The organism is Streptomyces sp. NBC_00239, assembly GCF_036194065.1.
Lineage (GTDB): Bacteria > Actinomycetota > Actinomycetes > Streptomycetales > Streptomycetaceae > Streptomyces.
This window is the reverse complement of sequence record NZ_CP108095.1, coordinates 1,666,470-1,680,156: the sequence shown is the minus strand read 5'-3', so window position 1 is coordinate 1,680,156 and position 13,687 is coordinate 1,666,470. Positions and strand designations below refer to the sequence as shown.

Here is a 13,687-nt window from a genome sequence, read left to right as displayed (position 1 = left end):
ACGAAGGGGGTCAGCGGGTGCGGCGCGGCAGAGATCGGCCGGGTGGCTGCGGCGGCAGCGGTGTGCCGGTGCGGTGGGCGGCGAGGCGGTCGACCCGGTCCCACAGGGCGTACTCGGCCTGATGGGCGGGAACGCGTTCGCGGGCGATGCGGACGCTGTAGCGCAGGAAGGGGGCCATCTCCTTCTCGTCACGCAGCAGGGGCTCGGTGGAGACCATGCCGGCGAGGACCGCGGCGGCCAGGTGGGGCGGGGTGTGGTCGGAGAAGTACGCCCGCCAGGCCGTACGGGCAGTGGGCTCGGAGGTCCAGGGGCCGTCGTGGGCGGTGACCTCGATGTGCAGCGCGCCGAGAGGGTGCCGGGAGACGGTGACGAATCCGTCGGGCGAGGAGATCTGGTGCTCCAGGACGGAGCGCTTCCAACGGGCCTGCTCCAGGACCTGCATCGGATCGGCCGCGCTGTCGGCCGGGCCGGTGGTGAGGGTGTCTGTGGCGGCGGCGATGATCTCGGCCGGGGTCCGGGCGCCGAAGCGCATGGTCCACGCCTTCTCGCCGGCGGTGGTCCCGGTGTGGTGCAGGGTCCACCAGTGTTCGTCCGGGTCCGGTGACAGCAGCAGTTCTGCTTGGCGGTCGCGGCGGGTGAGCCGTACGACCGGGCTGAGGGGGATGTGGGCGGGCTGCCAGCGGAATGCCTTCTGCAGCGGGGCTGTCACCCAGCGCGGGTCACCGCTGCCGGCCAGATACCGGGGGGTGACCTGGGCGAGTACCGGCGGCTTCTCGGGCTCGTTCACTCCCGCCCGCTGTCCGTGACGGTGACGGCTATGTGGTTGGCGGTGACCGTACGGCGCGCGACGGCGAGTTCGAGGGTGTCGGCGTGGGTGGCGAACAGGCCGATGCGGGCGGAGTCGAGGTCGCCTGCGGGCGGCAGGAGGACCTCGTCGCCTTCCTCCATCAGCCAGGCCGGGCCGTGCACCCACCCGGCGGCCTCGGTGAACCCGCCGACGATGGCCCGCTCGGCGAGGGTGCCGGAGGCGGGGGCGTAGAGGACCTTGATGGTGACGGCCTGGTGCCGGGCGGGGGTGAGGTCGGGGGCCCAGCCGACGGCCAGGTCGGCGGCGATCCGCGGCAGGGACAGTCCCGTTGCCCGCCAGACCGCCCAGCCGATCCAGTCCCCGCCGATCCTCGCGTTGACCTCGATTACGCGCGGTCCGGAGGGGGTGAGCCGCAGTTCCACGTGCTGGATGCCGTTCATGGTGCCGGTGGCCTTCACCGCCGCCGAGGCGATGGGCGCGACGGTCTCCAGCAGCGGGTCGCCGGCGGTGAGGGTGTGGCCGATTTCCTCGAACAGCGGCTCGGCCCCGAGTTCCTTGCGGGTCACCGCGACCGCGGTGGTCACGCCCTGGTACGTCACGCACTCGACGCTGACTTCCTCGCCGGACAGGTACTCCTCGACCAGGACGACGGTGTTGTCTCCGCCGTGGAGCTGGACCCCGCGGGTGGCGAAGGCGTAGGCGTCGGCCAGGTCCTCCTGCGTCTCGGCCTTGATGACGCCGATGCTGCCTCCGACCGAGGCGGGCTTGACGACGACCGGATAGCCGATGGCAGATGCTGCCGAGAGGGCCTCGTCCAGGGAGTTCGCCGCGGTGGACCGGGCCGACGGAACACCGTGGGCAGCGAACGCGGCGCGGCTGGCGGCCTTGTCCCGGCAGGTGCGGACCGACTCCACGCTGGTAGTGGCGAGACCGAGGTGCTCGGCCAGCCGGGCCACCGCAGTCAGGTGTCCTTCGGCCCAGGTCACCACGCCCGCGATCGGGCGGCGCTCGGCAAGCGCCTCACCAGCAGCGAAGAGGCCGGCCTCATCCTCGATGTCGCTGACGATCTCGTGGTCGACCACGTGGGGTCCTTCCCAGGTGATCGGACCGGTCGTGATGACGGCGACGTCGTAGGCATCGGCAACCTGGCGCAGGCAGTAGCCGCGATAGATGTCGTCACCCGGGGCGACGACGAGGACGAACGGACGCAGGGACAAGCGGACTCCAAGGCAGAAGGGAAGAGAGATTGGTTCAGCGGCGGGTCGTGCGACCGGCGGTGGCCGGCGGAGCAGGTGGCGGCGGGGTGGTGGTCTCGATCCGAGGGCCCGCGGCGCTGCGTACGGCGGAGGTGTGGATCTCCAGGACGGCACGGCCGTGGACGAACCAGCCGTACAGGGCGTTCCACGCCTCCGCGTTACGGGCGTCAACTGCAGCCTGGCGGGCCTCCGCGCTCGCATGAGGATGGGCAGCGAGGAGGGTTCGGCACTCCGTCCTGATGGCCGCTATCTGGTCGAGCGCATCGCGCAGTTGAGTCAGTTGCCAGGCCCAACGGTTCTGGACGGAAGAGGCGGGGACCCGTTCGAGGTCGGCCTCGGCGGCGTCGAGCAGGACGCCGGCCTCCTCGCTGACCGGTTCGAACGCCTTCCACACCACGTGGTCCCGGTCGGCCTTGCGGTCGTCGTAGCTCTCCGGGTCGTACGGCCAGCCATCGAGATCGGTGTGCTCGTCGGAGTACAGGTCCCAGGCGTCGACCGCCGCATCCGCCGCGCGCAGGAAGGCCGCAAGACGGCTGACCATCGCCTGAAGGCCGGGGGCGGCAGTGCTGCCGGAGGGGGCGGATTGGGGCAAGGGCGGGCCTTCTCGGGTTTCAGGGGCGGGATGTACGGGAGTGCGCCGGACTTGCCGGGGCGGCGGCCGGGGCCGGTAGGCGGGTGGTGAGGTGGGTGCGGCGCTTGGAGCGGGCCTGTGCCCGGGCGGCGTCGATGCGGGTGAAGTGGGCTTCGACTGCCTGCTGGGGAGTGAGCGGGCTGGGGTTCTGCCGGGCGCTGTAGTGATCGAGGTCGTACATGCCGCGCAGGACAGGGGCGGCCGAGACGAGCTGTTCGGCCAGGCCAGCCATGAGGTGCTCCGGGACCGGGCCGCTGATCCACATCTTCCAGATCGGCGCACCGATGTGGTCGGGCTGGACGATGCGCCAAGCCAGGTGGTCGGAGGAGTCGTTGAAGATCGGACGCAGTTCGGCGCGGATCGGCAGCTCCGGTGCCGGCGAGCGGGCCTGGCCGGTGCCGTCCGGCTGGCGCTCCACGGCCCAGCCGGCCTTCTGCATGTGCTCCCACGGACTGCTGTCGCCCCGGCGCGGTCCGTGGAGAAGGCCGTCGGTGAATCCGGCGATGATCTCCGCCGGCACCATCCGGTCGAAGGAGGCATTCCACGTCCAGTCGACGGACTGGATCCGCCACGGCGAGCCGGAGGCGAACGGATCGATCACCATCTGGTGCCGGGCCTCGTCGGGGCCAGCCAGGGCGATCCGGAGGTCGCCGGGGGCGGAGGTGAGGGTCCAGCCGGCGGCGAGCAGGGCGTGGGTGACGTGGCGTGGGTCGCCGGGCCCGGCGAGGGGGCGGGGCGTGGTCTCGAAGGGGATCTTCGTGGCGTGGTCCTCGGCGTACGAGGCCCGCTGGGCGGGGCTTACCGCCACGGGACCGCCTGGGCGGGTGCCCTGCGGACGGAGGCAGTCCGCAGGGGTTCCAGGGTGAGGTCGAGCAGCCGCAGGTCCTGCAGGACGGATGCGGCCTCGATGTACTCGCCCAGGGTCGTCTCGACGGTTTCGGTGCGGGGAACGGTGGTTTCCTGGGCGAGGTAGCGGGCGATGCCGCGCAGGGCTTCGCCGAGGCGGGCTGCGGTACCTGTATCGGCGTCGACGAGCGCGGCGATCAGGGGAAGGGCATCGGCCAGGCTGGGACCGGTCCGCAGGTGGGCGGCGAGGCGGTGCAGGGTCTGGGCGGACGCGCGGATCTCTTCCGCGGTCAGCTGGGTGGTGGGTTCGTCGGTCATCGAAAGCTCCGGGGAGGGGAAAGGCGGTTCAGGAGCGTGGGGGTGTCAGGCCGTGACTGGGCGGTGGAGGCGCCGGGTGCCGGGGGCCTGGTGGTCGGGGTGAGATGTCGCCCAAGGGCGCGGCCGAGGAGGTGCGACGATGGACCGGGCCTGTTATCGGGTTCTTGCATAGCCGGGTGCCTTGCTGGTCCGGGCACGGGATGAGACCCAGTTGCGGCCCCAGGTGGCGGCGCGGGCGGCGGAGAGGCGGGCCTGCTGCCAGGCGCCGAGCTGGTCGGGGCGCACGGACACGGAGGTCACGCGGATCCGGTTGCTGAGCGGGACGTGTCCGCGCGGGCGCATCACCGGCTCCGGGTCGGCCAAGGCGGTGGTGAGGGACTGCATCAGGTTCAGCGGGGTGCTCGCGGTGGCCTGCACGTTCCACACGGGCCCGTGCTCGTTGCGGGCGCCGACCCACCAGTGGTCCTGGCTGCCGTCACCGCCGGCTTTGACGTACTGCACGACGGCGTGCCGGTCGGGGCTCTGGGCTACGAAGTAGTCGTCCTGCTGCATGCTCCACGACTTCTCGGTGAGCGGCGCCCACACGTTCGGGGCGTGTGCCGAGCGCGGCTTGGTGAGAGCGTCGGTCAGGCCCGCGACGATCTCCACCGGGGTCTGCGGGGTGAGGGTGACCTGCCAGGCTGGCTGATGTCCCTGGGCGGCGCCGTGGATCTGCCAGCCGCCAGGCGGCTGGTAGGCGACGCGCACCATCTGGTCGGGCGAGTCGAAGGCGAGTGTCGTGCCGGACTTGCGGGTGATGTCCTTCCAGCCCGAGGCGCGGAGGAACTCGCTGACATGCCGCAGGTCGCCGCCGCCGGCCAGGTAGCGCGGTTCGATCAGGTAGTGCTGCTCAGCTTGCTGGGCCTGACCCCAGCCGGTCCACTGCTGCTGTCGGCTCACCGGTGCCTCCCGCGCGCCACCAGGGCGGTGGCCTGCGTGGCCGCCGGAGACGACGTGGTCAGGGGGTGGCGCGTGGCGATCTCCTCGAAGACTTCCTGGTGTTCGTCCAGGTCGAGGGCGAGGTCGTACAACGTGTTGGCGGTGCGCCCGAGAGCCAGCCACATCTCCGCCGGGAAGACGCCGCTCTGGGCATGGTGCTTGGTCACGTAGGTACCGGTGCCGACCAGGGCTGACAGCCTGCCGAGGACGCCGCTGTCGGCATCCAGGACCTGCCGGAGGATCTGGGCGGCCTGCTGCGGCCCGGCCTGGGACAGCCGCTCGGAGAGCTGGTCGAGCTGCAGGGTGATGCGCGCGGTGAGGGCATCGGCGGTGACGGGTGGGGTCATGGGTGGTCCAGGGTGCTGTGCGTTACCCACGACGGCGGTCAGCGGGTGTGGCGGTGGATGGAGGCGGCCGGTGCGCCGACGTGGCGCGGCGGTGACATCGGGGGCCGGGGCCGGTCGGTGCCTGCGGCTTTGACGACGGCGGCGCGCAGGTAGTGGCGCAGCAGGAAGCGGGCGAGCGCCGGTCGGCGGGCCGCGGTGAGCAGCGGGACACGGGGCCGACCGTCAGGAGTGTCAGCCGATGGCTGGGGGCGGTTGGTCTGGCGCGGGGCGGGCGCGGTCACCGGGTTCGGGCGGTGGTCCGGGCGCCGGGCTGGGGCGTGGGCAGCGTGGTCTCCGCGGCCGGGCGGGCGGCGGCGCGCAGCACTGTGGCGATGCCGAGGCGTGCGAGGCGGGCGCCGGCGGCCCGGACGGCGTGGGCCTGGGACCGGGTGTCGTCCCCGCCGAGCACGTACGCCTTCGCTGCGCTCTCCCAGACGAACCCTTCAGCGAGAAGGACCTCGGCTGAGGGACGGGTGGTGGTGACCGCGGCGAGGGAACCGTCCTCGAGCCAGGTCATCACCACCTGCTCCTGCTGCGTACCGGGCCCGGGCTGCGGGGGGTTCATCGCGTTGTGCCGGACCTGGGCCAGGGCGATGTCGTAGCGTGGCAGCAGGTCTGCGGTGACGGCGCGGGCGGCGCGCTCGGCGTCGGCGGGCACGGCGATCCCGTCGGGCTCGCGTACCCCGGCGTACGCCTCGGGGGCGACGCCGGCCGGAGCGATGGCGGCGACGAGGAACTCCTCCTCATGCCGGGGGTGGACGGTGACGTACAGGCTCATGCCGTCGTCGCGGACGAGGTGGGCGTCGGCGCCCACGGCGTACTCGGCGAGCGCGGCTGCTACCTCGTTGAGGTCCCATACGTTCTCGGCGTGGGTGAACTGCTCCTCGTGCCGGGCGTGCTGGTGGTACTGGATGGTCCAGTGGCCGGGGAGTTCCTCGGAGAGGACGGTGGCGAACGATTCGACGTCGCGGCTGTCGTCGGCGGGCAGGGTATGGGGGGCGGGCATGGGCTCCTCGAACTTGGGGCGGGGGTCATCGGGTCCGTCCGGAGGCGGTAGAGGCGGGTGAGGCTGGCAGGGCGGCAGCGGGGAGGGCTGTGCCAGGCCGGGCCGGGGCCGTGGTGCGGTCGGCGAGTTCGGCGCGGGTGTGCAGCAGGTCGGCGGTGATGGGACCGAGCCGGTGCTCCGCCAGGTAGCGCATCCGGGCCGCGACGTGCCGGTCCGCAGGTCCGCCGAGGCCGTCGTAGACGGAGGCAAGGGAGTGGAGAAGCTGCCCCAGGGAGGCGAGGATGCCGTCGTGCGCGGCGGTCACCTCCTCCAGCCGGTCGGACACCTCGGCCGGGCTGCCCGCTTCGCGGATGGACTCTGCGAGGTTCGCGATCGACCGCCCCGTCGTCACGTAGCGGGAATCGGTCGTCGAGGTCGCGAACTCCGCGTCGGCCTGTACCCGGTATCCGGCGGCCTGGAGCCGGGCGACGGCGAGCTTGGCCACGGCCGCCTGGTCCGCCGGCTCGACGGTCGGCGACATCCGGTGCCAGGTGCACCCGCGGACCTCACGCAGGAAGAACGTGCGTTCCAGGATGCCGTGGGCCAGCCCGTCACCGCCGCGGGCGGTGATCCGTCCGGTGTCCGCGTCCCTGGCGACCGTGATGGGCGGCGCCTTGCGCGGGTCGACAGGTTCGTTCACCGGGCCATCGCACGGGCCGAGGTGGCTGCCTGCACGGGCAGTGTCGGCGCAACGGGGGCCGGAGGCGCGGGAGGCTGGAGTCGCGAGGCGATCTCGCCCAGCTGCTCCTGCAGCCCGTACAGGCGGCGGGCTGCCCAGAACAAGTCCCGTGCGGCGGCGTCGGTTTGGTCGCCGGGCAGTGCGGCGGCCTGCCGGCCGACCTCCTCCACGAGCTGCCGCACGGCGGCGATCGGGCCGGACTGCTCGGCGGCGAGCTGTCGCAGGATTCCCGCGAGCGGGCCTGTCGCGGTCGGCACCCGCGGGGAGACGGTCACCGCCGGACCGGCCGACGGATCCTGGGGGCCGGAGCGCTGCTGGGGGATGGAGTGCAGAAGGAGGTCGGCCGCGATGTTCCGCGCCTCGGCGACCAGGGCCTGCAGGAGCCGGTGGGGAGGGGCACTCCAAGTGCCGTCGGCACGGACCAGGTTGGCGATCACGTCCAGGCGGCCGGGCTGGCCCTGGACTGCGATCCACCGGCATGCCGCGTCGTCGCCGGGTGGCGCGATGCCGGCGACACGAGCGATCCGATAGCCGATCTCGGACCACTCGGCGTGGTTCAACTCCCGGTCCAGCGGATGAAGGTGTGCGGTGATGTGGAGGATCGCGCGCCGGTCGCCGTCGGGCCCGGAGGCGAGTGGGTGCTCCAGCGACGGGTCGGCGAGATGGTCGGCCCACGTCGCCGACTCCCATATCCGGTCGTCGTCGGTGTAGTGGTCCAGCCGGTTCCAGTGGGCCACCACCGTGCCGCCGGGCTCGGTGGTCAGGCCCTCGGCCATGCTGATCTCGCGGCCGAGCGCCTCGGCGAGGGCTTCGTCGGCGGTCACGTCACGGGAGTGGACTGCAATGATCATGGTCTCGCTCGGGGTCGGGCTTTCGAGGGGTGGCTGCGGGCCGGCGGCTTCGCGCCGTGGCAGGACTGCGGTGATCACCGGCCGGGGCGGGCGTCGGCGATGTGGAGGAGCTGATTGGCGGCGGTCAGGGAGTACCAGCTGCAGTCCACGGCCTCCTCGGCGTCCCCGAGGCGCTTGACCAGGTATTCCCGCAACGCCTTCTGATGCATCAGGCACTCCGGGCACCGCTTGGACAGGTGCACCAGGTAGCGGGGGTGGGCCGTGACATAGGACCGGTCGCCGCCATTGGGATCGAGCAGCCTCCATCCGTCCTCGTCGGTCGGGGTGTGCCAGGAAGGGGCCACGATCTTCATCGCGTCGCCCCACAGCTCTCCGCCGGCGGCGCCCTTGAGGACCACGACGTGCTCGCCTGGGCGGAAGTGCTGGTGGGTGATGTCCCGCTCCGGGGTGAGCGGGTCGGGCGGCAGGTACACGGGGCGGGTCTCGGGCACGGAGGTCCTTCCACGAAGACGCTGGGCGGCGGTGGAAGACAAAGGGTCCGGAGAATCCCCGGTTTCCGAAACCGGGGATCGGCGGCTATATTGCGCGCCGCCCGGCCTACCGGAACGGGTTCTCCGTGGGCCGGTCGCGGTCGTCGGCGGCCTCCAGCAGCTCGGGCAGATCGGTCCCCTCAGCCTCGCGCTGGTCGACCCACCACCCGGCTCTCGTCAGCAGCCGGACCTGCTCCTCCAACTGGGCCCAGTCGGCTTCGTCCCAGGTCCCTTCGGTGACCAGCGCGGTGTAGGCGCGGGTCACCAGCTGGTGGCGGGTGCGCTCGCCCCAGCCCTGGATCTTTTCGGGTCCCTCCAGGGGCGGCATGTCGAACTGGGTTGCCCAGTCCGCAGCGGCGGTCTGTTCTTCGGCGCGCTTGGCGGCCAGCCACTCGGCCGTGCTGGCGGCATCCGCCTGGTGATCGGCCCGCCAGCAGTCGGTGCACTGCCGGGCGGCGAGCCAGCGGGCGTATCCAGCGCGCTGGTCCGCCGAACCGCTCGACAGGTCATGGGTGTTGGTGTGTCCACAGCTGTGGACGATCTCAAAGGACGTGGGGACCCCCGGGGAATTCCGTTTGATGGGCGTTACGTTCGAGGTCGGGCTGCTGGTCTGGGGCTTCAAATCGAGTGCCTTTCGTTGGCGGTTGGGGTGGTGGCCTGCGTCGCTGCGGAGGGTCGTGCATCAGGTGCACGATTCATGCGGCGAACGGAGGTGGTCTGGAGTGCTTGGCGGTGGTCTCGGGGACGCTTCCGCCTTCTGCTCCGTCTCAGCGTGTTCTGCGGATGGCCTCTGTGGCCGCCGTGGCGATGGCGACGGGAGCGCTGGAGGGCCGGGGCAGGTGCAGCAAGGTGGTCCCCGGCAAGTGGAGGGACTCCGCGGTGAGGGTGAGCTGGAGTACGGCGCAGCCGGCGGTCGTGAGCTGCTTGACGCGGGTGACGGCTTGAGCGGTTTCGTCGCTGCCGTACCAGGCGTCGGTGACGATCACGAGGAGGCGGCCGGCGCCGGGGCGGCTGAGTTCGAGGCCGTGGTCGAGTGCGTCGATGGCGTCGCCGAGGTTGTGCTGGCCGCCGTTGGCATCGAACGTCGTCACGCGCTCTGGTGCTCGGTGGGTGGGTCGGATCAATGCGGTCAGGTGCCTGTCATAGGCGATGGTGGCGGTAAGGGAGTCGGGGTCGGTCAGGGCTGCTGCGCGTGCCACGATCCAGGCAGCGGACGCGACGGGCGCGCAGGCGGCACGCATGGAGCCGGAGACATCGACGGCGATACCCACACGCAGCGGTGGGGTGGGGGAGTTCCGGCGGCGGGTGTGGGTGAACGGTTCCGCGGTGGGGACCGACCCGGCCGCGCGCTGAGCGTCCCGGGCGAGGGCCGCACGCATATTGAGGCGGCCGGGCGGGGTGGGGCTGGTGGTCCGCTCCTCGGTCCGCTCGCGGTAGGCGGCGGCACGCAGGGCGCGGCTCAGGCGTGCGGCGGCACTCTGCTCGGCGGCGGTGGGCCTGCGGGTGCCGGTGACCGGGTTGCCGTAGGGCGCCGGTGTGCCGTCGGGGGCGACGGTGGTGCCACGGGCGTTGAAGACGCTCTTGGCGGTGGCGGCGGCTTTGCGTCGCTGGCCGGCTCGCTGGGCGCGGTCCTGAGCCTGCGCCTTGGACTGCGCGGCCTTGGCGTTGGTCGCTGCGGCCTGTGCCGCGAGGTCGGCGGCGTCGGTGGCTGCCGTGCTGTCCATGACGACCCCCACGGCGCCGGACAGCAGATCGGTGAGGTTCTCCGGCACGGGCAGGGCGGGGGCCGCGGTGTCCAGAGCGTCGCACCATTCTTGAGCGTGCGCGAGCATGGTCGTGGCGTCGTGGTCGGCGCACTGGTGGGCTGCGGTCCAGATGCGGGTGAGTGTGGCCAGCAGGTCTGCGCCCAGCACCTTTTCGCACAGGTCGGCGACGGCCCGGGTCTCGCCGGCGTCCAGGATGCCGACGTCACGGCGGCCGAGGACCAGGGCCGCCACGGCGGCGGCGTGCTCGATGCCCTGGAGAGTGGTCTGGTCGATATCGGGCATGACCAGGGTTCGGGCACTGGTGCGCAGGTACGTGCGGTCCGTGGGCCGCGTGATCAGGTGTGCGCCTTCGACACGGCTCTCCTCCAGCAGGAGCGCGGCCTCGACGACACGGGGGTTCGCTCCGGCAGGCGCCGTCCAGACGGAGTGGGCCGCGTGCGCGGCCTCGTGGACGAACACTCCCCAGGCGGCGGGATACCGCTCCTCGTCGCCCACGATCCGCGGATGGATCTCGTGGGGCTGGAGCGGGGCGAACAGGCCGGCGTCGAACTCGACCTCGCCCAGAGTGGGGAAGAACGCGGCCGGTGCGCCGCTGCGCGTGCCGGGGCGGCAGGTGACAAGGAGGTCCTGGCGGCCGGAGAGGGCGACCAGCCGATCGCCGAGTTCGGCTCCCACGCGCAGCCACGCGTCCGGGGAGGAACGGGGTTGCGCGGGCGGGGCGCCGTCGTCGTCCCATCGCGCGAGGTCGGCGTCGTCGTCCGGCGTGGTGGCGGGGGCCTGGACGTGGTGGTGGGCGCTCATCGCGAGCGGCCCCGGTGCGCGGAGCCGGTGATGCCCGGGGGCTGCCGGACGGCCGAGGCGGAAAGCTGCTTGCCGAGGGTGAGGGGAGCGACCTCCTTGACCCCGACAGCCTTGATGACGGCAGCGGCGACGGCGTCACGATCCTCCAGAGGAGCGATGCCGACCAGGTTCGCGAGCGCGGCCTTGGTGCCGAGGACGGCCTCGGTCTTCTGGTAGCTGAGCAGCTCCCGCAGTTGGGGGGCCCAGCCCAGCTCGCCGAGCTCGACCTGGCGGGAGAGGTGTCGGGCGACCCGGACCACCCGGGCATCTATCCTCAGCGCCAGGGCGAGGTCCTAGTCCGTGCCGATCTGGATCTGCACGCTGAACCGGCTCGCGAGCGCCTCCGTCAACACCGCCCCGTGGACGCCGGGATTGTGGCCAGCCACCACGTAGAAGCCCGGCTCGGCCTTGATGGTCTCGCCCTTGTGGGCCTTGACCTGGATCTGCCTGCGCCCGTCCATCGCGGGATACAGCGCCGCCAGGACCTTCGGTGAGATCAAGGTGGCATCGTCGATCAGCAGGGCGCGGCCCTCGGTCATCGCGGTGACCAGCGGACCGTACTGGAAGACGTAGGCTCCCGCGTCGTCCTGTGTGTACTCGCCGATCAAGTCGCCGACCGTGGTGTCGCCGTCACCGGCGACGGTGAGTAGGTCCGGGAACGCCGCCTCGACCAGACTCGTCTTGCCGGTGCCCGGAGGGCCGTAGAGCAGCACCGGCACGTCGGCGTCGCGCAAGCGGTTCAACGCCTCGACGTCGGGCAGGTCGGCCAGCTCCCGGGGGTGGTAGAGCTGGCCCCCCGCGCGGCGGATCGGGCCGGTCTGCCTGGGCGTGGCTGCTGCGGGACTGGTCGTGCGGGCCGTGGCCGCCTGGGCGCGGGGAGAGTGGGTGCCCGGTGGGCTGATCACAGCGGTCTGCGCGGCTGCGGCGGTCTTCCCGTTCGCCCGGAACTCCGGTTGTCCGGTTCCGCCTTGGTCGGCCTCGCCGCGTCGCACCAGGGTGAGGGCGGCGTTGCGGACGGCGCCGTGGGAGTGGCCCAGCTGCCTGGCCATGTCCCCGATGGTGAGCGTGTCCGCCGGCCGGTCGGCCAGCAGTCGGGCCACCTTGGCCCGCAGTTCGCCGCCCTTGGTGCGCGCTGAACTGGTAGGCGTTCCAGGTGTGGTCAAAACGAGGCCCCTTCAACAGGTACGGGTGCGGGCGGGGTGGGCGATGCGCTGGAGAGGCTGGCCGCTCTCGGAGCGGATCACGGACTGTGCCGACATTGGCGACCGGGCCAACCGGGGCGTACCGTCGGCGCTCACCGGCCGACCGAGGGCTCGGTCCAGGTGCACGGGATGGCCGGCGACGAGCAGCTCGCTGGCTGCCGAGCAGGCCCGTGCGTCCGCTCCGTACCGGGTTCCGTCGCTCGGCAGGCGCAGCCGGGCGTCTCTTCGAAGCCGTCCTGGAGCAGGATCCGCCGGGCGGCGGCGTTGTAGCCGGTGGTGGTGATCTCGCCGGTGATGGTGTGCCGGATCGTCATGAACGGCTCTGCTGGTGCTTCGGGCATGGAGGATCTCCTATCGGTGGTGGCGGGAAAGCGGTGGGGTGTTGGGCGAAGGCGAGGCGGGCCCGGAGCTTCCAGCACATCAACGGTGCGTGGCTGGACCACGAACGATGGGCAATGACTGCCGACATGCTCCAGGGCGGGCCTCACCGCCCCTCAGCTACCTGACTCGCCTTTCCGCACGTTCTGATAGCCGGGTGTACCAACAATGGCCACGGAGAACTCCTTGCAACAGAAGGGGTGGAGGGCTGGACCGGTCGCGTGAGCCGGTCGCACAGCGGTATGGCGAGGCGCCCAGGAAGCCGGGGGCAGTCGGCGCCCGCGACGGCCAGCGGGTCGGACTCATGCCCGGAGGGCGGGGCAGCCTGGTCAGCGGGAGCGTGCTGCGCTCAGTACGGGCGCCGGTCCCGGCACGCGGCGGGTGGCCGGTGGCGGTGCGAGCCGGGGCCGGTCGGGGTTCCGGGCGAGATCGATTAGCTGGTCCCCCTCGGTGAGCCAGAGCGACATCGCGACCGTCCCGTCCTGCCCGTCAGACTCCAGAGTTGCCTCGAAGGAGTCGAGGAACGCCGTCTCGTGCGGAGACAGCTGCAGAGCCTGGGGTCGGCGCACGTGTGCGATGAGACGAGGGACCTGGTTGAGGAACCTGGCGAGCGCCCCGGCCAGAGCGGGATCGAATGGTTCAAGGATCTCGCCGGGTTCATAGGATTCCTGGGCCCAGCGCAGGTCTTCTTCGGCCTCGGCGAGCTGACCGCGCAGGAGTGCGGCGGTGTAGTCCGGCAGCAACCGGTCCCGTACGGCAGCGGCAATCGCTTCGATGGTGGGCGCGGTGACGCAGGCAGGCCCCTCGGAGGCGACCGTGTCGAGTTCGTCCGGGCCGGGGAGCATCGCGCCGACCACGTAGTGGGCGTGCCACGCGTCGTGGACGAGGACGAGCCAGGCGCCGTCGCCGTCGTGCCGCAGATGGGCGGAGACCGACGGATGGCTGGTCTCCAGGGCCTTGTGAAGCGCTCCCCCCGAAGGGCCAGAGGCCCATACCGACTCCAGCAGGCCCTGCTGTGCGTGGCGTTCCGGATGCGCGGTCACCATCACCGTCCACCGCCCGGGCAGGGCGTGGGCGATGCGGTCAGCGACATCGCCGAGGAAGGGCCGCTCGCTGAGGATGACGGCGACGTCGAGGTCTTGCGCGCTCTGACGCAGCTGGTGCAGTGCCTCG

16 protein-coding genes and 1 pseudogene are annotated in these 13,687 nt (G+C 72.0%); all 17 read right to left on the bottom strand.

What is annotated here, in order from left to right:
* Nucleotides 1-10: 10 nt before the first annotated feature.
* Entirely contained in the window at nt 11-787 is a 777-nt protein-coding gene (locus OG764_RS07340; RefSeq protein ID WP_328967578.1) for a DUF317 domain-containing protein, read from the bottom strand.
* On the bottom strand, nt 784-2,025 hold the full coding sequence (locus OG764_RS07335) for an ATP-grasp domain-containing protein (protein WP_328967577.1): 1,242 nt from the start codon (nt 2,023-2,025) through the stop codon (nt 784-786). Before OG764_RS07335 ends, OG764_RS07340 begins: the two co-directional genes overlap by 4 nt.
* Nucleotides 2,026-2,059: 34 nt before the next feature.
* Nucleotides 2,060-2,656, bottom strand: coding sequence for a hypothetical protein (locus tag OG764_RS07330; RefSeq protein ID WP_328967576.1), 597 nt, complete (start codon nt 2,654-2,656; stop codon nt 2,060-2,062).
* Nucleotides 2,657-2,675: 19 nt separating this feature from the next.
* Entirely contained in the window at nt 2,676-3,503 is an 828-nt protein-coding gene (locus OG764_RS07325; protein ID WP_328967575.1) for a DUF317 domain-containing protein, read from the bottom strand.
* Entirely contained in the window at nt 3,494-3,859 is a 366-nt protein-coding gene (locus tag OG764_RS07320) for a hypothetical protein (RefSeq protein WP_328967574.1), read from the bottom strand. Before OG764_RS07320 ends, OG764_RS07325 begins: the two co-directional genes overlap by 10 nt.
* A 153-nt stretch (nt 3,860-4,012) precedes the next feature.
* Complete coding sequence (locus tag OG764_RS07315; protein ID WP_328967573.1) at nt 4,013-4,798, bottom strand: DUF317 domain-containing protein; 786 nt, start codon at nt 4,796-4,798, stop codon at nt 4,013-4,015.
* Entirely contained in the window at nt 4,795-5,184 is a 390-nt protein-coding gene (locus tag OG764_RS07310; RefSeq protein ID WP_328967572.1) for a hypothetical protein, read from the bottom strand. Before OG764_RS07310 ends, OG764_RS07315 begins: the two co-directional genes overlap by 4 nt.
* 38 nt (nt 5,185-5,222) lie before the next feature.
* Nucleotides 5,223-5,465: a hypothetical protein gene (locus tag OG764_RS07305; RefSeq protein ID WP_328967571.1), complete on the bottom strand. Its 243-nt coding sequence runs from the start codon at nt 5,463-5,465 to the stop codon at nt 5,223-5,225.
* Nucleotides 5,462-6,229 (bottom strand): hypothetical protein, encoded by a 768-nt coding sequence (locus OG764_RS07300; protein WP_328967570.1) that lies wholly within the window; start codon nt 6,227-6,229, stop codon nt 5,462-5,464. The genes OG764_RS07305 and OG764_RS07300 overlap by 4 nt, the downstream gene beginning before the upstream one ends.
* Before the next feature lie 25 nt (nt 6,230-6,254).
* Nucleotides 6,255-6,908 carry a hypothetical protein gene (locus OG764_RS07295; RefSeq protein ID WP_328967569.1) on the bottom strand — a complete coding sequence of 218 codons (654 nt, stop codon included), beginning with the start codon at nt 6,906-6,908 and terminating at the stop codon, nt 6,255-6,257.
* On the bottom strand, nt 6,905-7,798 hold the full coding sequence (locus OG764_RS07290) for a hypothetical protein (protein WP_328967568.1): 894 nt from the start codon (nt 7,796-7,798) through the stop codon (nt 6,905-6,907). Before OG764_RS07290 ends, OG764_RS07295 begins: the two co-directional genes overlap by 4 nt.
* Nucleotides 7,799-7,872: 74 nt before the next feature.
* Entirely contained in the window at nt 7,873-8,289 is a 417-nt protein-coding gene (locus tag OG764_RS07285) for a hypothetical protein (protein ID WP_328967567.1), read from the bottom strand.
* A gap of 106 nt (nt 8,290-8,395) precedes the next feature.
* Nucleotides 8,396-8,869: a hypothetical protein gene (locus OG764_RS07280; protein ID WP_443056189.1), complete on the bottom strand. Its 474-nt coding sequence runs from the start codon at nt 8,867-8,869 to the stop codon at nt 8,396-8,398.
* Between the two features lie 226 nt (nt 8,870-9,095).
* Nucleotides 9,096-10,895, bottom strand: coding sequence for a hypothetical protein (locus tag OG764_RS07275; RefSeq protein ID WP_328967565.1), 1,800 nt, complete (start codon nt 10,893-10,895; stop codon nt 9,096-9,098).
* A pseudogene (locus OG764_RS07270) lies at nt 10,892-12,034 on the bottom strand (AAA family ATPase). The gene OG764_RS07275 and the pseudogene OG764_RS07270 overlap by 4 nt, the downstream one beginning before the upstream one ends.
* 194 nt (nt 12,035-12,228) lie before the next feature.
* On the bottom strand, nt 12,229-12,450 hold the full coding sequence (locus OG764_RS07265; RefSeq protein ID WP_327419415.1) for a hypothetical protein: 222 nt from the start codon (nt 12,448-12,450) through the stop codon (nt 12,229-12,231).
* Between the two features lie 393 nt (nt 12,451-12,843).
* A complete protein-coding gene (locus OG764_RS07260; RefSeq protein ID WP_328967564.1) occupies nt 12,844-13,560 on the bottom strand; it encodes a hypothetical protein in 717 nt (238 codons plus the stop codon).
* Nucleotides 13,561-13,687 lie beyond the last annotated feature (127 nt).

What these genes read in the sequence shown, in the direction of transcription:
- OG764_RS07320 (WP_328967574.1), bottom strand. Translation starts at nt 3,859, where the DNA reads ATGACCGACGAACCCACCACCCAGCTGACCGCGGAAGAGATCCGCGCG.
- OG764_RS07310 (WP_328967572.1), bottom strand. Translation starts at nt 5,184, where the DNA reads ATGACCCCACCCGTCACCGCCGATGCCCTCACCGCGCGCATCACCCTG.
- OG764_RS07300 (WP_328967570.1), bottom strand. Translation starts at nt 6,229, where the DNA reads ATGCCCGCCCCCCATACCCTGCCCGCCGACGACAGCCGCGACGTCGAA.
- OG764_RS07290 (WP_328967568.1), bottom strand. Translation starts at nt 7,798, where the DNA reads ATGATCATTGCAGTCCACTCCCGTGACGTGACCGCCGACGAAGCCCTC.
- OG764_RS07275 (WP_328967565.1), bottom strand. Translation starts at nt 10,895, where the DNA reads ATGAGCGCCCACCACCACGTCCAGGCCCCCGCCACCACGCCGGACGAC.
- OG764_RS07265 (WP_327419415.1), bottom strand. Translation starts at nt 12,450, where the DNA reads ATGACGATCCGGCACACCATCACCGGCGAGATCACCACCACCGGCTAC.
- OG764_RS07260 (WP_328967564.1), bottom strand. Translation starts at nt 13,560, where the DNA reads ATGGTGACCGCGCATCCGGAACGCCACGCACAGCAGGGCCTGCTGGAG.